19 protein-coding genes are annotated in these 16,753 nt (G+C 71.5%); 5 read left to right on the top strand and 14 right to left on the bottom strand.

The genetic code is table 11. The annotated features are described in order from the left end of the window. Nucleotides 1–22: 22 nt before the first annotated feature. The 4 genes from WBK31_RS08800 to WBK31_RS08785 form a co-directional block, all read right to left on the bottom strand. Nucleotides 23–1,453 carry an extracellular solute-binding protein gene (locus WBK31_RS08800; protein ID WP_406674596.1) on the bottom strand — a complete coding sequence of 477 codons (1,431 nt, stop codon included), beginning with the start codon at nt 1,451–1,453 and terminating at the stop codon, nt 23–25. A 125-nt stretch (nt 1,454–1,578) separates the two neighbouring features. Continuing rightward, entirely contained in the window at nt 1,579–2,208 is a 630-nt protein-coding gene (locus tag WBK31_RS08795; RefSeq protein WP_378790101.1) for a YesL family protein, read from the bottom strand. Nucleotides 2,209–3,140: 932 nt separating this feature from the next. After that, nucleotides 3,141–4,160, bottom strand: coding sequence for a LacI family DNA-binding transcriptional regulator (locus WBK31_RS08790; protein ID WP_364065669.1), 1,020 nt, complete (start codon nt 4,158–4,160; stop codon nt 3,141–3,143). Nucleotides 4,161–4,341: 181 nt separating this feature from the next. Then, nucleotides 4,342–4,914, bottom strand: coding sequence for a TetR/AcrR family transcriptional regulator (locus tag WBK31_RS08785; RefSeq protein WP_364065671.1), 573 nt, complete (start codon nt 4,912–4,914; stop codon nt 4,342–4,344). Between the two features lie 88 nt (nt 4,915–5,002). Between WBK31_RS08785 and WBK31_RS08780 the strand changes: the two genes are divergently transcribed. Next, nucleotides 5,003–5,821, top strand: a complete 819-nt coding sequence (locus tag WBK31_RS08780; RefSeq protein ID WP_364065674.1) for an NAD(P)H-binding protein — start codon at nt 5,003–5,005, stop codon at nt 5,819–5,821. Nucleotides 5,822–5,954: 133 nt separating this feature from the next. Here WBK31_RS08780 and WBK31_RS08775 read toward each other — a convergent pair whose 3' ends face one another. After that, nucleotides 5,955–6,611: an acVLRF1 family peptidyl-tRNA hydrolase gene (locus tag WBK31_RS08775; protein ID WP_364065677.1), complete on the bottom strand. Its 657-nt coding sequence runs from the start codon at nt 6,609–6,611 to the stop codon at nt 5,955–5,957. A gap of 121 nt (nt 6,612–6,732) precedes the next feature. Between WBK31_RS08775 and WBK31_RS08770 the strand changes: the two genes are divergently transcribed. The 3 genes from WBK31_RS08770 to WBK31_RS08760 are packed head-to-tail and all read left to right on the top strand — an operon-like array spanning nt 6,733 to nt 8,041. Continuing rightward, nucleotides 6,733–7,191: a hypothetical protein gene (locus tag WBK31_RS08770; protein WP_406674595.1), complete on the top strand. Its 459-nt coding sequence runs from the start codon at nt 6,733–6,735 to the stop codon at nt 7,189–7,191. A 32-nt stretch (nt 7,192–7,223) separates the two neighbouring features. Further along, nucleotides 7,224–7,679, top strand: a complete 456-nt coding sequence (locus tag WBK31_RS08765; RefSeq protein WP_364065680.1) for a hypothetical protein — start codon at nt 7,224–7,226, stop codon at nt 7,677–7,679. Then, nucleotides 7,652–8,041, top strand: coding sequence for a CBS domain-containing protein (locus WBK31_RS08760; protein ID WP_406674594.1), 390 nt, complete (start codon nt 7,652–7,654; stop codon nt 8,039–8,041). Before WBK31_RS08765 ends, WBK31_RS08760 begins: the two co-directional genes overlap by 28 nt. Before the next feature lie 21 nt (nt 8,042–8,062). Here the strand turns inward: WBK31_RS08760 and WBK31_RS08755 are convergent, their stop codons facing one another. The 6 genes from WBK31_RS08755 to WBK31_RS08730 form a co-directional block, all read right to left on the bottom strand. Then, on the bottom strand, nt 8,063–8,668 hold the full coding sequence (locus WBK31_RS08755) for a response regulator transcription factor (protein ID WP_364065686.1): 606 nt from the start codon (nt 8,666–8,668) through the stop codon (nt 8,063–8,065). A 31-nt stretch (nt 8,669–8,699) separates the two neighbouring features. Continuing rightward, entirely contained in the window at nt 8,700–9,839 is a 1,140-nt protein-coding gene (locus tag WBK31_RS08750) for a sensor histidine kinase (RefSeq protein ID WP_378790103.1), read from the bottom strand. Next, the gene (locus tag WBK31_RS08745; protein ID WP_406674593.1) at nt 9,836–10,570 is read right to left on the bottom strand and encodes an ABC transporter permease; all 735 of its coding nucleotides are present in this window, start codon (nt 10,568–10,570) and stop codon (nt 9,836–9,838) included. The genes WBK31_RS08750 and WBK31_RS08745 overlap by 4 nt, the downstream gene beginning before the upstream one ends. Further along, the gene (locus tag WBK31_RS08740) at nt 10,570–11,454 is read right to left on the bottom strand and encodes an ABC transporter ATP-binding protein (RefSeq protein WP_406674592.1); all 885 of its coding nucleotides are present in this window, start codon (nt 11,452–11,454) and stop codon (nt 10,570–10,572) included. Before WBK31_RS08740 ends, WBK31_RS08745 begins: the two co-directional genes overlap by 1 nt. Nucleotides 11,455–11,712: 258 nt before the next feature. Continuing rightward, entirely contained in the window at nt 11,713–12,558 is an 846-nt protein-coding gene (hisG, locus tag WBK31_RS08735; RefSeq protein WP_364065698.1) for an ATP phosphoribosyltransferase, read from the bottom strand. A gap of 61 nt (nt 12,559–12,619) precedes the next feature. Further along, entirely contained in the window at nt 12,620–12,883 is a 264-nt protein-coding gene (locus tag WBK31_RS08730) for a phosphoribosyl-ATP diphosphatase (protein WP_345386086.1), read from the bottom strand. 564 nt (nt 12,884–13,447) lie between these two features. Between WBK31_RS08730 and WBK31_RS08725 the strand changes: the two genes are divergently transcribed. Next, complete coding sequence (locus tag WBK31_RS08725; RefSeq protein WP_364065701.1) at nt 13,448–13,630, top strand: hypothetical protein; 183 nt, start codon at nt 13,448–13,450, stop codon at nt 13,628–13,630. A gap of 181 nt (nt 13,631–13,811) precedes the next feature. On the opposite strand, the gene WBK31_RS08720 is transcribed toward WBK31_RS08725, so the two are convergent. From WBK31_RS08720 to sufU, 3 genes are all read right to left on the bottom strand, one after another. After that, nucleotides 13,812–15,647 (bottom strand): DEAD/DEAH box helicase, encoded by a 1,836-nt coding sequence (locus WBK31_RS08720; protein ID WP_364065704.1) that lies wholly within the window; start codon nt 15,645–15,647, stop codon nt 13,812–13,814. A 306-nt stretch (nt 15,648–15,953) separates the two neighbouring features. Further along, nucleotides 15,954–16,316 (bottom strand): metal-sulfur cluster assembly factor, encoded by a 363-nt coding sequence (locus WBK31_RS08715; protein WP_378790106.1) that lies wholly within the window; start codon nt 16,314–16,316, stop codon nt 15,954–15,956. Further along, the gene (sufU, locus tag WBK31_RS08710; RefSeq protein WP_406674591.1) at nt 16,313–16,753 is read right to left on the bottom strand and encodes a Fe-S cluster assembly sulfur transfer protein SufU; all 441 of its coding nucleotides are present in this window, start codon (nt 16,751–16,753) and stop codon (nt 16,313–16,315) included. Before sufU ends, WBK31_RS08715 begins: the two co-directional genes overlap by 4 nt.

Genomic DNA, 16,753 nt, shown 5'->3' with positions numbered 1-16,753 from the left:
GACGGGCCCCTCCCTGCTTGCGTCACTGGCCGAGCTTGGAGACCAGGTCCTGGATCTCTTGGGCGATCTGCCGGCCGCCGCTGTCATACCAGCGCTTGATCTCGGCCTTCAGCTGCTCTTCCGTGATCTGACCCGCGAGGTACTTGACCCGCGCGTCGGTGACGATCGGGTTGAGCGTCGCGCCCTTGGCCACCGCCGTCGGCGAGACCACCGGAGCGCTGACGTCCCACACGGCCGTCTTCAGGTCCTCCTCGACCCGCTTCTTGCGCTCCTCCAGGTCCTTGCGGTACGGCTCCTCCGGAGGCACCCGCTCGTACGCGACGCCGCCCGTACCGGTGCTGGCCCGCGTGCCGAGCTGGATGAACGCCTTGTCGACGTCGTCCTGGAGCTGCTTGACCTTCGGGTCGTCCTGGTTGATGAGCACGGCCACGCCGTCCTCGACCTTGAAGTTGCGGCCCTCGATGCCGTTGGCCAGCAGCACCTGGCCTTCCTTGCTTGCCAGCTTGTTGAGCGTGGCCAGCAGGTCGTCCAGCTGCTCCTCGGTGCGGATGCGCTGCTTGGAGATGGCGAGCACGTCCTTGTAACCGGTGAACGGCAGCGAGAACTTCTTGCCGTCGGGCCTGGCCAGGTTGCCGACCGTCAGAACCTTGTCGCCGTAGTTCTTCGGGTCCTGCTCCCTGAACAGGTCGAGCAGCTGCGTGGTGCGCACGTCGACGTCGATGATGATGCCGCCCTTGCCCTGGACGAACGGGTCGTTCCACTTGGCGGTGTCGAGGGTGTTCCAGTCGGGGTTGACCAGGCCCTCGTCGATCATCTTCTTGATGTAGCGCTGCGCCTCGAAGAACTCGGGCGTGTCGAACTCCGGCACCATCTTGCCGTCGCGGACGCCCCAGTTGTTCGGCGCGCCGAACCACACGTCGATCGCGTTGAACGGGCTGGAGGCGGCGAACACCGTGCCCGGCCACTTCGGGATGATGAGGCCGTAGGTGTCGTCCTTGCCGTTGCCGTCCGGGTCGTCCTCGGTGAACGCCTTGGCGATCTTGTAGAGGTCGTCGGTCGTCTTCGGCGGCTCCAGGCCGACCTTCTTCAGCCAGTCCTTCCGGATCTGGATGGCCGAGCGGAGCTGCGGCCTGATCCGGTAGATGCCGTAGATCTTGCCGTTGATCGAGGAGTTCAGCAGGACCTGTTCGTCACCGACGAGATTCGGGTACTTCTTGATCTTGTCGGTGAGGTCCCAGAACGCCCCGGCCTCGGCCGCCTTGCCGAACGCGGGCGACTTCGGGTCCACCACCATGACGTCGGGGATGTTGTCCGAGGCCAGGGTGACGTTGACCTTCTCCTGGTACTCGGCGTTCGGCACCCAGGTGACCTTGATCTTCTTGCCGAGGAACTTCTCGATCGCCTGGTGCAGCTCGCCCTGAGGGTCGGGCGCGGTGCCGAACAGCTGCGTCATGAACGTGATCGTGTTGTCGTCCGCCTGGCCTGAGTCGCCGCCGGCGCCGGTGCCGGAGCACGCGGAGGCCACCAGGGCGGTTGTTAGCGCTAACGCTCCGGCGAGGAAGCGACTACGGGATGCGCTCATGGGTTTCCTTCCGAATGCAGGCGCGCCTCGTTCTCCTCAAAGAAGCGCAGGCAGAGCCAGGTGTTGACAGAGATCCACGCACCGATGCTGACCAGTGGCGCCAGGACGGGCATCTCCGACGTCGCGTAGACGATCGCCCAGAGCGTGAACATCAGCAGCACGGTGGAGGCCGGCCGGGTCAGCGCGAGCAGCGACGCCTTCGGGATGTACGCCCACAGCGGCAGCTCGTAGTGCGTGTAGAGCGGGCCGATGTAGGACCCGACGGCCGCCAGCGCCAGCAGCGCCACGAACGTCGCGATCCGCAGCCCGCCCGCGTCCTGGCCGAGCACGGAGAAGTACAGGTAGTTGCCGACCAGTACGGTGCCGAGCACCACCGGCGGCAGGACGAGCAGCGAGCCGCGGACGAACTCCCGCCGGTAGACGGTCCAGAATTCGCCCCACGCCTGAAACGATTCATTCCTGGCGTGCCGCCGGGCCAGCGTGTACGCGGCCACAGTGGCGGGCCCGAGCCCGAGTATCACGCCTCCCGCGAGGGTGAAGACGAGCCACATCAGGTTGAGCTGAACCACCCAGATGACCTCTGAGCAGGCAGCTTGGATCCTGATCGACATGGCGGGATGATTCATCCGGCACCACCTTCTCGTGGCACGTGCACGAATGCGGGGGTGGAGTGTTGCACCGTGGTTCCTGCCCAGTTACAAGGTAGTGAACGGCGGTTGGTGCGAAAGTAGTGTTGAATCGACTCAAAGTCAATGATGCGGACGACGGAGATTTCGCCGCCCGGCCTCGCCCCGGCCGCCCGACCAGCGAGAACCCCCTTCCGGCCGGGCCCCCGAGACCAAATCGTTGGTTCCGAGAGGCTCACCAGCAACGTACAGGGAAGACCCCCGGACAGGCCACGCATCCAGCGACTTTTCCCTCAAGAAACACCAGACCACCCCAAACGGCACACCCGGCCTGGGGGTGGGACGGCGCATCCGGCCGCGCAGGCAGGCCTGCGCGCAGTCAGGCGCGCGGGCGATCGGGCAGGCCGGCGGGCGAGCGAGCGGGCAGGCAGGCGCGCGGGCAAGCCGGCGGGCGAGCGAGCGGGCAGGCAGGCGGGCAGGTAGGCGGGCCCCAGGCGGGTATCGCGCCACCACGGCAAAGCGCAAACGTTCAGGCGCGACACCAGGCACCGGCCGCCCTGCCCCGCACTGCGACACCCGGACCGCTGTGACCAGCCACGACGCAGCGGCAGGAGCCGGGCGAGGACACCCCGCAGCCGTCCGACCGGTCACGACCGGCGTGAGCGGGCGAGAGCACCCACACCAGTGCCACCGGACACGACACGACAGGCATGAGCGCCGCGGTAGCACCCGCACCGCCGTGAGCGGCCACGACACGGCCGCCGGGAGCGTGCGGTAGCGCCCGCACCGGAGCGACCGACCGCGCCGTGACCAGCGGGTACGGACGAGGGCGCGCGAGCCCCACGCGGTGGCTCACGGCGCTCCGGCAGCTCAAAGCGACACAAGCCGGGCCAGGAGCCAGCCGGGTCAGCGCCCAAGCGGAACAAGCCGGGTCAGGAGGAGCGGTATGGGGCGCTGGAGTCGCGGACGACCAGGTCGGGCTGGAAGATGACCTGGCGGTGGCGGTGCTGCTCGGGGTCGCTCACCTCCTCGAGCAGCAGGTCGATGGCCGTACGGCCGAGCAGCTCGCGAGGCTGCCGCACCGACGACAGCGGCACCGCCGCGGCGGCGGCGAAGTCGATGTCGTCGTAGCCGATGATGGCCATGTCGGCGGGCACCCGCAGCCCGTGCGAGGCCATGGCCTGCAAAAACCCGAGCGCCATCATGTCGTTCGCGCAGAAGGCGGCGGTCGGCCGCTCGGCGGGCGGCAGGGCGGCGACGCGTTCGCCGATGGCCCGTCCTTCGGCCACGGTGAGCGCGGGCGCGGTGGCGGTGAGCAGCTCGACGGCGCCCCCTGAGGCGGCGACGGCGCTGGTCACGCCGGCCTGCCGGTCGGCCACCTGTTTGATGCTCGGCGGCCCGCCGACGAAGACGATGCGGCGGTGTCCGCGTTCGATGAGGTGCGCGCCGGCGATCTGGCCGCCGAGCCGGTCGTCCACGGCCACCGAGCACTGCAACCCCGTGGCGGGGCTGTCGACCAGCACGACGGGGGTGCCGCGGGCGACGAGCTCCTCGAGCCAGGGGGTCTCGGCCTCGACCGGGGTGATGAGGATGCCCATCACCCGCTGCTGTTCGAGCTGGTCGAGGTGGCGGCGCTCGCGGCCGGGGTCTCCGGCGCTGTTGCAGAGCACCACCATGGTGTCGTGGTCGTCGGCGACGGCTTCGGCGCCCGTGGCCACGTCCACGAAGAACGGGTTGGCGACGTCGAGCACGACGAGACCGACCGTGCGGCTGCGGCCCGCCCGCAGGTGGCGAGCCACCTCGTTGCGGACGAACCCCAGTTTCTTGATCGCTTCGAAGACGCGTTCGCGGGTGGCCGGAGACACGATCTCGGGACGGTTGAGCACATTGCTCACCGTGCCGACCGAGACGCGCGCCAGCTGCGCGACCTCTTTGATGTTCGTGGTCGCCATCGATCCTCACGAGGCCGTGCTGCTGAAGGTGCGGGAGCGCCGCCCTGGGTGCGCGCCGGACACGGCGCACCGGCGAGAGGCGTGACCCGATGTCGTACGGTGTGCCGCTTAGCGCGGTCCACCGAGAACTCGGCTCATCATAGCGGCAAACTATTGAATCGTCTCAAGAGCCTGCTGCGCACTATGTGAGCGAGGTCGCGACTTCGGCGCTCATGCCGTCCAGCATCAACCGCAGATACCGCCCCGGATCGGCGGCCACCGGCGCGGGGAGCCGGTCGGGGTGGCAGGTGAAGACGTTGAGGAGGTGGACGAGGTCGTCCGTGCCGACGTCCTCGCGCATGGAGCCGTCGGCCTGCGCCTGGCGTACGAGCCGGTCGAGCCGCTCGACCCACTCCTGCCGCGCCCGCGCGAACTCGGCCCGCCCCACGACCACCTCGTCCGGCAGCTCGGCGAGCGCCGTGGACAGCGCGGTGCGGCCCGGCTCGGCGGCCCAGGAGACGAAGCTCCGGATGGCGCTCCACGCGTCGCTCTCGGCCGCGGCGTCGTCGAGCGCCTCGGTCATCGTGTGGACGTAGTGCTCGCCGATGGCCGCGATCAGCGCGTTGCGGTCGGGGAAGCGGCGGTAGAGGGTGCCGACGCCGACGCCCGCGCGCCGCGCGATGACCTCCATGGGAACGTTGACCCCGCGTTCGGCGATGGCCTCCGCCGCGGCTGCGACGATCTTGGTGAGGTTTCGCCTGGCGTCCGCACGCACGTTCCGGCTCCTAAGTGGACGATCCGATTCCGTCTAGTGTACCGTCCGGCTAACCGGAACCTTACTGTCCGCTTATGGAGGTACGCTCATGATCGTGGTGACCGGCGCCACCGGCTCCATCGGCCGCGAACTCGCCGCACTGCTGCGCGGCCGCGACGCCCTGGCCGCCGTCCGCCGTCCCGCCGGCGACCTCGGCATCCCGCACCGGATCGCCGACCTCGAGCGCCCCGAGACGATCGGCGCGCTGCTCTCCCCCGGCGACCGGCTCTTCCTCAACAGCTCGATCTGGCCCGGTTTCGCGGACGCCCACCGCGCCGTCATCGACCAGGCGGCGCGCGCCGGGGTCGCGCAGATCGTCACGGTGTCGGTACGCGGCGCCGCTCCCGGTGGCAGGCTCGCCACCGGCCTGCACGGCGTCGTGGACGCCCACCTGCGGGCCTCCGGCGTGCCGTACGCGATCCTGCAGCCGACCGGCTTCATGCAGAACCTGCCGCACGACTTCGCGGGCGGCGTCATGTACGGCTCGTACGGCACCGCCCCCGTCAACTACATCGACGCCCGCGACATCGCCGCCGCGGCCGCCGCCCTGCTGACCGGCCCCGCCGGGCCCAGCGGCGATCACGTACTGACCGGACCCGAGTCGCTGCCGCACGACCGGATCGCCGAGGAGATCGGCCGCGTGCTCGGCCGCCCCGCCCGCTACGTGGATCTGCCCGTCCCCGAGATGACCGCCCACCTCGAACGCCGCGGCATGCCGCGCCCGCAGGCCGCCGAGCTGGCGGCCCTCATGGCCGAGATCGGCGACGGCCGCTGGGCTTCGACCACGACGACGGTGGAGGACCTGACCGGCCGCCCGCCCCGCCCCCTGTCCGCCTTCCTGACCGACCACAAGGACGCCTTCTCCTGAACGAACGGCACATGGGTTGATCGGCGCCGGTCGGGCTCGCAGCTCCCACCGGACCCGATCGGAGGCTCGGGCCGGCCCCGCCGGGGGCTCACGCGGATCCGATCGGAGGCTCGGGCCCGCCCCCGTCGAGGGCTCACGCCGGATCGACGACCCGGATCCGTACCGCTCTGAACTGTGCGGGCGTCTCCCGCAGCACCACCAGCCGCGGGTCGGGCACCGTGAGGAACGGCTCGCGCTCCAGCGCGAGCAGCGGGGCGAGGCGGCGGTCCTGCCGCAGGGCGTCCACGGCGCGCCGGTCCCCGCCGAGCACCACCGCGTCCAGGTCGCCCAGGTGCGGCGTCAGCACCCGTACGGCCGTCGCCACCGCGTCCTCGAACACCCGCGCCGCCTGGTTCGCCCGCCGCCTGGCGTAGCGCTGCTGCGACCAGCCGCCGGCCGCCGTGCGCCCCTGCACCAGCCGCGAGCCCACCTTCGACGCCACCAGTTCCGTCCCGTGGAACACCCCGGCCGCGTAGCCGCCGAGCCGTACCAGGAACACCCCCACCCGCCGCGCCGCCCGCGCGTGCGTGACCAGCCGGGTGACGTGCGGCGGGCCCGGCGGCGTCATGGGCGGAAAGGGCACGTGCAGCTCGGCCACCGCCCCGTCGCCGGCCACCAGCCGCACCACCCGCTCGTCGCCGGACGCCGAGAAGGGGCCGTGGCGCCCGGCGAACCCGTCGATCCACGGATGCAGGCGCTCCGGCGGCACGCAGACCCACCGGCCGCCGCCCTTCGCCGGACGCCCGCCCATGCGGCGAACCCTACCGAACTCCGCCGCCCCGCCGCCCGCCTACCGCCGGCCGTCCCCGGAACGCCCGCAGCGGCAGCCACACGGCGGCCAGCGGGCTCGCGGCGCAGAAGCCGGGGGCGACGTGGTAGCCCGCTTCGAATGGCCGCGTCTCCGGCCGGCCGACGCCGTGGAGCCTGAGGATCAGGCGCTCCTCGCCGAGCCGGTCAGCCTGGCACTGCGCATCGTCCTGGAGGGCCTGACGCCCCGCGACGGCGATCTCGGCACCCTGCTCGCTCTGCCGCATCCCGAGATCACCTTCCACGCCGACGACGGTGACACCAGGCCCGCCGCGACCGCCCGGATCCGCGGGCCGCGGAACGTGGCGAGGCGCGTGGCGGCGTTCGCCGTCCGGGACTCCGCGTTCCAGCCGATCACGGTGAACGGCGGCGCGGCGGTCGTCGTCCGCGGCGGCCCGGAGCCCGGGGCGCGACGGGGTGAGGGCCGGGGCCGGGCGCGGGGAGGGGGCGGAACGGCGAGGGTTGCCCCGAAACCGGGAACCCTCACCGAAATGCCGGTGAATTCTCCCTTGCGGCCCTTCTGATGGCAGCCGTCTCAGGAGCACCATCTCCTTACGTGTCCGCCCTGCTCGCCAGCCCCTTGGTGGATCTCGACACCGGGGCCGTCATCGCGCATCCCGCCGTCGTGGACCCCTCGGGCGTCCTGCGCGCCACACCGCTGCCCATGGTGCTGGAGCTGCCGATCAGGGTGGTGCTGTCGGGCGCGGGCGCGCTGGCCCCGCTGCACGAGGCGCTGCGGCGGGCCGGACGGCACCCGCGCGAGGCGATACTGCTGCTCACGGGCACCTGCGGCGAGCAGGACCGCCCGCTGCTGAAGGTGGGCATCGACGGGCTGCGGACGATCGGCTACCTGCTGGGCTTCGCGGACGTCGGCATCGCGAGCCCGGGCCTGGACCTGATGGCGGGCGCGGCCCCGACGGCAAGGTACGGGTGCCGCTGCCGGTGGCCGACGAGCCGCCGGAATCGGCCATGCTCGGCCCCCGCGTGCAGGAGCTGCTGCTGCCCGCCGTGACGCTGCCCGCCGACGCCAAGGCGGAGGAGGCGGTGGCGGCCTTCGGCCAGGAGCCGACGGTCACGAGCGTGATCCTGGTGGACGAGTTCCAGCGGCCGACGGGCAGCCTGGACCGCAGCCGGTTCCTGCTGTCGCTGGCGGCCCGTTACGGCCATGCCCTGCACAGCACGAAGCCGGCCCGCCGCCTGGCCGACCCGCCGCGTACGGTGCCCCGCACGACCCCCGCCATCGCCGCCATGCAGGCCGCCGGCCGGGACGCGGCCCGCGTCTACGACGACCTGGTGGTCACCGACGAGCTGAACCGCTGCCTCGGCATCGTCCGCGTCGCTGATCTGATCAGGCAGGTCACGGCCCGGGCCTGACCGGGCGCGCACGAGGCCGGGTCAGACCCAGCCCTGCGCCTTGGCCCGCTGCACCGCCTCGATGCGGTTGCGTGCGTGCGTCTTCTGGATGGCCGACGACAGGTAGTTGCGCACGGTGCCCTCGGACAGGTGCAGCCGCGCCGCGATGTCCCCGATCGTGGATCCGTCGGCCGCCGCCGCGAGCACGTCGCGCTCGCGCCCCGACAGCGGGTTGGGACCGGCGCTCAGCGCGGCGGCCGCAAGGGCGGGGTCGATGACCCGCTCCCCCGCGTGCACCCGCCGGATGGCCGCCGCCAGCTCCCTGGCCGGGCTGTCCTTGACGAGGAAGGCCACCGCCCCCGCCTCCATGGCGGTGCGCAGGTAGCCGGGACGGCCGAAGGTGGTGAGGATCATCACCCGGCATCCCGGCACGTCGCGGACGATGTTCCGGCAGGCGGCGAGCCCGCCGGTGCCGGGCATCTCGATGTCGAGCAGCGCCACGTCGGGCCGGGTGGCGGCGGCGACGGCGAGCGCCTCGTCGCCGTCGGCGGCCTCGCCGACGACCTCGATGTCGCTTTCGAGGCCCAGCAGGGAGGCCAGCGCCCCGCGCACCATGGCCTGGTCCTCGGCCAGCATCACCCTGATCATGCGTACTCCACCGCAGGCGCCGGCGCCGTGATCATGCGTACTCCACTGCGGGCACCCGCACCCTGAGCCGGTGCCCGTGCCCGTGTCCGTCGGGACCGGCGGTGACCGTGCCGCCGGCGCCGGTCACCCGTTCGGTCAGCCCGCGCAGGCCGTTGCCCAGCTCGTACGGCCCGTCGCCGCCGTCTCCGTCGTCCACGATCTCCAGCATGGCAGTGTCACCCTCGACGGTCACCGTGATCTCGCACCGTGTGGCGTGCGCGTGGCGTACGACGTTGGTGACGCCCTCGCGCACGCTCCACCCGAACAGCTCGTCGAGCGCGGCGGGCGGCGGTCCCCCGGTGACGCGCACCTCGGCGGCGACCCCGGCGGCGGCCAGCACCGCGCGGGCACTGTCGAGCTCCTCGGCCAGGCTGCGCTGCCGGTAGCCGGCGACCGCCTCGCGCACCTCGGTCAGCGCCTTCCTGGCGACGGACTCGATGTCGGCGATCTCCTGGCGCACCCGGGGCGACTCCTCGGCCAGCCGCCCGGCCAGCTCGCTCTTGAGCACGATCAGCGACAGGCTGTGGCCGAGCAGGTCGTGCAGGTCGCGGGCGATGCGCAGGCGTTCCTCGGTGGCGGCGAGCCTGGCCACCTCGTCCTGGGCGATGCGGAGCTGGTGGCTCAGCGCGCGGGTGTTGCGGACGCTGATGAACAGCACGCCGAGCGTCACCACCTGGATGGAGAGCACGGCGAGGGTGTCCCAGTCGTCGCGGTGCAGGACGCCGCCGCCGATGACGACGAGCAGGCTGAGCGCCATGCCGGCCAGGGCGTGGGCGGGCCGCAGCACGAAGGCGTACAGGACGACGGTGTAGACCGGCAGCGACAGCCAGGACCCGCCGAAGGCGAGCGCGCCGGTCACGCCGAGCAGGGTGACCAGCGCGAGCAGCGGGTAGGTGAAGCGGCCCGCCTTGACCATGTTCGGCGGGCTGACGACGGTGGCGATGTAGGCGCCGATGTACGCCACCAGCAACAGCGCCGCCCAGACGGCCTTGGCTCCGGTGAAGGCGCCGGTCACGATGTCGGTGACCGGGAAGAGGAGGTAGACCATCCCGATGGAGACGCCCACCAGTCTCCTGGCGGGCCTCCCGCTCTCGTCGGGGCCACCGAAGCTGATCCGGTCGGCGAAGCTCATGCACGTACCGTAGCCCGCCGGTAGAGGAAGGCCGCCAGCCCGCCCAGCACGACCGTCCACCCGGCGACGGCCAGCACGTCCGCCATGGCCAGGCCGTGTCCCGCGGCGAGGCTCCAGCCGAGCCCGGCGTAGTGGTAGGAGGGCGTCAGCTCGGCCACGGCCTTCATGGTCGCGCCGAAGACCTCGGGCGGGAACCACAGGCCGCCCGCGATGGCCAGGGCGAACATGCAGATCATGGCGACCGGCTGGGCGGCGTCGGCGGTCAGCGCCGAGCCGATGGCCAGTCCGAGCGCCACGAACGGCGCCACGCCCAGCCACAGCGCCACCAGCAGCGCCGCCCATCTGCCCGGCGGCAGCGACACGCCCTGCTGCACGATCGCGACCAGGCTGACCAGCGCCAGCGACGGCAGCACGAGGGTCATCGCGGTGACGAGCTTGACGGCGATGACGGCGGAGCCGGGCAGCGGGGTGATCTGGAGCTGGCGCAGCCAGCCGGACTGCCGCTCGGTGGCCAGCGGCACGGCGGAGCTCATCATGGACGCCGCCAGCGCCCCGTAGGCGGCCATCGACACCATGAGCACGACGCTGTAGCCGACACCGTCCGGGGAGGTGTCCTGGCCGTAGATGTTGGCGTTGATCGCGTACAGCAGCACGGGAAAGGTCACCACGAACACGAGGTAGCGCCGGTTCCGCAGCATGCGCAGAATGTCGATCTTGGCGAAGGCGAGCATCAGGACTCCCTGGTCAGCTGGAGGAACGCGGCTTCGAGGCCGGCCCCGGTGAGCCGGAGGCCGCGCACGTCGAGGGTGGTGCCGCGGTAGAGCGCGTCGAGGGTGGCGTCGGGGTCGGAGGTGTGCAGGGTGGCCGTGCCGGCGACGACCTCGACGGCGCGGACGCCGGGCAGCCGGTCGAGCCCGGCCGTGGGCTGGGCGCCGAGGTCGAAGCTGACGGCGCTGCCGCCGGCGGCGGCCTTGATCTCGGCGGCGGTGCCGTCGGCGGCCAGCCGGCCCCGCGCGATGACGATCACCCGGTCGGAGTGCTCGTCGGCCTCCTCCAGGTAGTGGGTGGCGAAGACGACGGTACGCCCGCCCGCCGCGTAGTCGTGCATGCCCGCCCAGAAGCGCAGCCTGGACTCGACGTCCATGGCGGCGGTGGGCTCGTCGAGCAGCAGGATCTTCGGCGCCCCCGCGATGGCCAGGGCGAACCTGACCCGCTGCGCCTGCCCGCCGGACAGCTTGTCCGCCCGCCGCCCGGCCAGGCCGGTCAGGTCGGCCAGCTCCAGGACCTCGTCCAGGGCCAGGGGGCGGGGGTAGAGGCGGCGGACGCAGTCGACGAGCTCCTTGACGGTCAGCTCGGGGATGAGCGCGCCGTGCTGGAGCATGGCGCCCATCTCCCCGGCCCTGACCGCCTCGGCGGGGGTGCGCCCGTGCACGGCCACCGTGCCCTTGGTGGGCTGCAGGAGGCCGAGCAGCAGGTTGATGGAGGTGGACTTGCCGGCCCCGTTGGGGCCGAGCAGCGCGACCGTCGAGCCGGGCGCGACGGACAGCGACAGGTCGTCGACGGCGAGCACGTCCCTGTAGTGCTTGCTGACGTGGTCGAACACGATGGCGTTCATGACGTGAACGCTAGGTGCGGGCCGGTGGGCGGCGGCAGTGCGTTCCCTCCGGCCTTCGCCATGACATTTGTCAGTACGGACGCACCGTACGGGGAACCAAGACGGGCGGCACGCCCGGGACCAGGCGGGGCCGGCGCCCGGAATCAACCGGACGGCGCGGCCAGGACCAGAAAGGCGCGGCCCGAGACCAGGCGGGCCGGCGCGCCCGGGGTCAGACGGGCGCGCCCGCCCCATGACCGGCCGGGCGCGCCCCGAGGCTCACAGCCGGCAGGCGTAGATGTCGGTGACCAGGATGGCGCGCGCCCCGATGTCCCAGAGCTGGTCCATCACCTGCTGGTGCCCCTGGCGGCGGACCATGGCCCGCACGGCGACCCAGCCCTCGCGGTGCAGCGGCGAGACCGTCGGCCCCTCCATGCCCGGGGTGAGCGCGATGGCCTCTTCGATGCGCTCGGCGCGGATGTCGTAGTCCATCATGACGAAGTCGCGGGCGTGCACGACGCCCTGGAAGCGGCGGACGAGCTGGCCTTCGCCCGGCGTCTCCCCCGCGCCCTGCCGCTTGATGAGCACCGCCTCCGAGCGCATGATCGGCTCGCCGAAGACTTCGAGGCCGACGTTGCGCAGCGTGGTGCCGGTCTCGACGACGTCGGCGATGGCGTCGGCCACGCCGAGCCTTATGGCGGTCTCGACGGCGCCGTCGAGCTTGATCACGCGCGCGTCGACGCCCTGGTCGGACAGGTATTTGTCGAGCAGGCCGGGGTAGGCCGTGGCGATGCGGCGGCCGTCGAGGTCGGCGACCGAGGACATCGCGCCGGCCGGGGCGGCCAGCCGGAAGGTCGAGTTGCCGAAGCCGAGCGGCATGATCTCCTCGACCGGCGCGCCGGAGTCGATCAGCATGTCGCGGCCGGTGATGCCGACGTCGAGGGTGCCCTCGCCGACGTAGACGGCGATGTCCCTGGGCCGCAGGAAGAACAGTTCGCAGCCGTTGGCCTCGTCGACGACGACGAGCTCCTTGCTGTCCCTGCGGGGCCGGTAGCCGGCCTCTTTGAGCATGCTCTGGGCGCCCTCGCTGAGCGCGCCCTTGTTCGGTACTGCCAGGCGCAGCATGTCAGGTCCTTACGTGTCTCGCTCTCGCTGTCTCTCCTCGGTGGCCGGGCGCCGGAGCGCCCTAGAGATGCTTGTAGACCTGGTCGAGGCCGATGCCCCGGGCGATCATGAGCACCTGCACGTGGTAGAGGAGTTGCGAGATCTCCTCCGCTGCCCTGTCGTCTGACTCGTATTCGGCCGCCATCCAGCTCTCGGCGGCCTCCTCGACGACCTTCTTGCCGATGGCATGGACGCCGGCGTCGAGCGCGGCCACGGTGCCCGAGCCCGCGGGCCGGGTCCTGGCCTTCTCTGACAGCTCGGCGAACAGCTCTTCGAAGGTCTTCATGGTCTCTCTCGTCGGTCGGCTGGCGTGCCTGTTAAGCCTAGTCTGCGTCACGGGGTGACGCCGCCCTGCGTCCGCCACGCGAGACGAGCGTCATCAACAGTTCATGTACGGGCAGCGTCAGCGTACACATCGGATGGCTGCTTTCGCGCCTCCCCACATGGATGAACCGGAAAAGCCAGGCGTCCGAAACCGTAATGTGCCAAAGCAGCACGTCAACTGGTCATCGATGTAGCTCAAGCGGCCACGTGAAACTTTCATGACAAAAGTTGCCACTTACCGTTTAAGTGCAGAGATCCGCCCATCAAGCGGGCGAGAGATCGGACGTCCTTGACGCGACGACGAACGACGGCTGCGGGCAGCGCGATCTGCTCGCGTTCCTCACCTTCGCCTGGCCGCGCGTTGAAGGAGTTGTGATGGCCGCCCCGGTGGACACGCTCGCCCAGGCCGCGCCGGAACGGCCCCGCACCGCGCCGGCCGGCCACCGCCGCGCGGCGATGTCGATCTTCATCGTGCTCGCCGAGTGGAACAACTCCCCGTGGCCGCTCATCATCGTGCAGCGACGAGATGGCCAACCTGCCGGTCGCGCCGGCCCGGCTCGACTCCTACTACGCCGGACCCGACCACCAGGGCGCCATCATGGCGGGCGGGCTGCTCGCCTCGCTGCCGACGACCGTGTTCTTCCTGTTCTTCCTGTTCTTCCAGCGGTACTTCGTCCGCGGCATCGCGCTCAGCGGGCTGAGGGGCTGACCTGGAAACGCGAACCGCCCGCCGCATCTCGGGGGTGCGGCGGGCGGTTCCGTGTTCAGCTCAGGCGACGGTCAGCGCTCGCGGTGCGAGCGCGAACCTAGCGACCGGTCAGCGCTCGCGGAGCGAATATGCGCCCGAGCGGCCGGTCGGCACTCACTGAGACGAGTGTCCGAGCGGCCGGTCAGCGCTCGTAGCGGCGGCCGGAGCTCCGGCGGCCGCGCTCGTCCGAGCGCCCGGAGCGGTGACCCGCAGGGCGGTCGTCGGAACGGTAGCCGCGGTCGCGGTCACCCGAGTACGGACGGCCGCGGTCGGAGCCGTGGCGGGGGCCGCGCTCGTCCGAGCGCAGCGGGCGGTCGTCGGAGCGGTGGCCGCCCCGGCCGCGTCCCTCGCGGCGGCGGTCGTCGCCGAACGTCCTCGGCTCCTGCGAGCGCCCGAACGGCCGCTCGCCCTCACCGTGGCGGTGCGGGCGGCCCTCGCCGGACGGCGCGCTGAAGGGCCGCTCGCCCTCCTCGTGGCGGCGCGGACGCCGGTCGTCGAACGCGCGGGCGCCGTCGTCGTGCCGGCGCGGACGGCGTTCACCGTCGAACTCGCGGCGCGGCCTGCGCTCGCCGTCGAACTCGCGGCGCGGCCGCCGCTCCTCGCCGTCCTCGTGGCGGCGCGGGCGGCGCTCACCGTCGAAGTCGCGGCGCGGGCGGCGCTCACCGTCGAAGTCGCGGCGCCTGCGGCCACGGCGCTCGGAGGTGCCGCCGTCGCGACGCGGGCGCAGCGGCTTGCGGACGTCGGGCTCCCACACGGGGATGGCCTCGCCGCTCGGCGCGCGCGCCCCGGTCACCTCGGCGACCCTGGGGTGGCCCGGCGTGGCCTTGAGCCGGAACGGGTGGATACCGGCCCGGCGGGTGAGCGCCTCGGTCGAGCGGCGCTCGTTGGGCAGCACCAGCGTGACCACGGTGCCCTTCTCGCCGGCGCGCGCCGTGCGGCCGCCCCGGTGCAGGTAGCTCTTGTGGTCCTGCGGCGGGTCGACGTGCAGCACCAGGCTGATGTTGTCGACGTGGATGCCGCGCGCGGCGACGTCGGTGCAGACCAGCACGTTGATGGCGCCCTCGCGGAACTCCGACAGGATGCGGGTGCGCTGGTTCTGGCGCTTGCCGCCGTGCAGTCCGCCGGCCTTGACGCCGACCCTGGCGAGCTGCTTGCACAGCCGGTCGACGCCGTGCTGGGTGCGGACGAAGATGATCGTACGGCCCTCGCGGTTGGCGATCTCGGCCGTGACGTCGAACTTGTCGTCCCGCGTCACCTGCATGACGTGGTGCTCCATGGTGTCGACCGGCGAGGTCGCGGGCGCCACGGAGTGGGTGATGGGGTCCTTCAGGAAGCGCTGCACCAGCTTGTCGACGTCGCCGTCGAGCGTGGCGGAGAACAGCAGCCGCTGCCCGTCGGCCGGGGTCTGCGCGAGCAGCTCGGTGACGACGGGGAAGAAGCCGAGGTCGCACATGTGGTCGGCCTCGTCGAGGACGCTGACCTCGATGTCGGCGAGCGAGCACTCGCCCTGCCTGATGAGGTCGCCGAGCCGGCCGGGGGTGGCGATGACGAGGTCGACGCCGCGCCGCAGCGCCTCGATCTGCTTGCCCATGGACATGCCGCCGACGACCACCTTCATGCGCAGGCCGAGGCCGCGGCCGAGGGGTTCGAGGGCGTCGTGCACCTGGAGTGCGAGCTCGCGGGTGGGGACGAGGATCATCGCGCGGGGCCGCCCTGGGGCGGGCTTCACGCCGGCGATGCGGGCCATGGTGGGCAGGCCGAAGGCGAGCGTCTTTCCGGATCCGGTCTGCCCGCGGCCGAGCACGTCGTGGCCGGCGAGCACGTCGGGGATCGTCGCCCTCTGGATGGGGAACGGGCTGTCGAAGCCCAGTCTGGCCAGTCCGGAGACGAGCGGCTTCGGCAGGCCGAGCAGCTCGAACTCGGACGGGCCCGGCTCTGACGAGGTGTCGTCGAGCGTGGGCATGACAGCGTCAAGCATGGTCACGAAAGTCGTGCCTTTCCGTCGAAGTGGCACGTCACTTCTGCGAAAGGACGAGCCAAGGCATGCGGCGGGGCCGCACAGGGTAAGGGCACCCGCCGTCATGGGGGCGGGAAGAAAAGGGGGAGACGCACCTGGCACCGGCCGCAGGCGGTGCGTTACGCGCAATGAGACGTCAGGTACATCTGTTACCAACGCCGGGGATGTTATCGGATATTCCCCCGGCGTGCGTCCGGACTTTCCGGAAAATGCGCCGAACACGCTGAAACGGCTGACGATTTACGCCAGCCGTGACAGCGGAAAAGGTCAGACGTTGAAGCCTAGCATACGAAGCTGCTCGCGCCCCTCGTCCGTGATCTTGTCCGGGCCCCATGGCGGCAGCCAGACCCAGTTGATCTTCACGTCGGAGACCATGCCGTCGAGTGCGGAGTGCGCCTGGTCCTCGATGACGTCGGTCAGCGGGCAGGCGGCGCTGGTCAGGGTCATGTCGATGGTGGCCACGGGCTTGCCGCCGTTCTCACCGGGGTCGAGGTTGAGCCCGTAGACCAGGCCGAGGTCGACGACGTTGATGCCGAGCTCGGGGTCGACGACGTCCTTGAGTGCCTCCATGACCTCTTCGGGACTCGTCTCACCGTCGAAATCGGTCGGCGTCTCCACTGGCTTGCTCATTGGGCAGCGCTCCTCACAACCGCATCCTTATAGGCCATCCAAGAAAGCAACGCGCATTTAACGCGCGCCGGGAACTTGGCCACGCCCGCGAACGCGACCGCGTCGCCGAGGATCTCCTCGTCGGCCTCCACCTGCCCCCTGCCCTGCATCAGCCGGGTGAACTCGTCGACCACGGACAGCGTCTCGTCGACCGTCGAGCCGGTGGCCAGCTCGTGCAGCACCGAGGCGGCGGCCTGGCTGATCGAGCAGCCCTGACCCTCGTAGGAGACGTCGAGGATCTTGCCGGCGTCGCCCACCTTGACCCTGAGCGTGATCTCGTCGCCGCACGTCGGGTTCACGTGGTGAACCTCGGCGTCGTACGGCTTGCGCAGCCCCCGCCCCTGCGGGTGCTTGTAGTGCTCCAGGATCAGCTCCTGGTACATCGACTCGCCGATCAT

The organism is Nonomuraea sp. N2-4H (genome assembly GCF_045291505.1).
In the GTDB taxonomy this organism is placed as follows: domain Bacteria; phylum Actinomycetota; class Actinomycetes; order Streptosporangiales; family Streptosporangiaceae; genus Nonomuraea; species Nonomuraea fastidiosa.
The sequence above is the reverse complement of the archived record's forward strand: the minus strand, read 5'-3'. Positions and strand labels throughout refer to the sequence as shown.

Coding starts and splice junctions, on each gene's coding strand:
- WBK31_RS08800 (WP_406674596.1), bottom strand. CDS start 1,453: ATGACGCAGCTGTTCGGCACCGCGCCCGACCCTCAGGGCGAGCTGCAC.
- WBK31_RS08795 (WP_378790101.1), bottom strand. CDS start 2,208: ATGAATCATCCCGCCATGTCGATCAGGATCCAAGCTGCCTGCTCAGAG.
- WBK31_RS08790 (WP_364065669.1), bottom strand. CDS start 4,160: ATGGCGACCACGAACATCAAAGAGGTCGCGCAGCTGGCGCGCGTCTCG.
- WBK31_RS08780 (WP_364065674.1), top strand. CDS start 5,003: ATGATCGTGGTGACCGGCGCCACCGGCTCCATCGGCCGCGAACTCGCC.
- WBK31_RS08775 (WP_364065677.1), bottom strand. CDS start 6,611: ATGGGCGGGCGTCCGGCGAAGGGCGGCGGCCGGTGGGTCTGCGTGCCG.
- WBK31_RS08755 (WP_364065686.1), bottom strand. CDS start 8,668: ATGATCAGGGTGATGCTGGCCGAGGACCAGGCCATGGTGCGCGGGGCG.
- WBK31_RS08750 (WP_378790103.1), bottom strand. CDS start 9,839: ATGAGCTTCGCCGACCGGATCAGCTTCGGTGGCCCCGACGAGAGCGGG.
- WBK31_RS08745 (WP_406674593.1), bottom strand. CDS start 10,570: ATGCTCGCCTTCGCCAAGATCGACATTCTGCGCATGCTGCGGAACCGG.
- WBK31_RS08740 (WP_406674592.1), bottom strand. CDS start 11,454: ATGAACGCCATCGTGTTCGACCACGTCAGCAAGCACTACAGGGACGTG.
- hisG (WP_364065698.1), bottom strand. CDS start 12,558: ATGCTGCGCCTGGCAGTACCGAACAAGGGCGCGCTCAGCGAGGGCGCC.
- WBK31_RS08730 (WP_345386086.1), bottom strand. CDS start 12,883: ATGAAGACCTTCGAAGAGCTGTTCGCCGAGCTGTCAGAGAAGGCCAGG.
- WBK31_RS08725 (WP_364065701.1), top strand. CDS start 13,448: ATGGCCAACCTGCCGGTCGCGCCGGCCCGGCTCGACTCCTACTACGCC.
- WBK31_RS08720 (WP_364065704.1), bottom strand. CDS start 15,647: ATGCTTGACGCTGTCATGCCCACGCTCGACGACACCTCGTCAGAGCCG.
- WBK31_RS08715 (WP_378790106.1), bottom strand. CDS start 16,316: ATGAGCAAGCCAGTGGAGACGCCGACCGATTTCGACGGTGAGACGAGT.
- sufU (WP_406674591.1), bottom strand. CDS start 16,753: ATGATCGGCGAGTCGATGTACCAGGAGCTGATCCTGGAGCACTACAAG.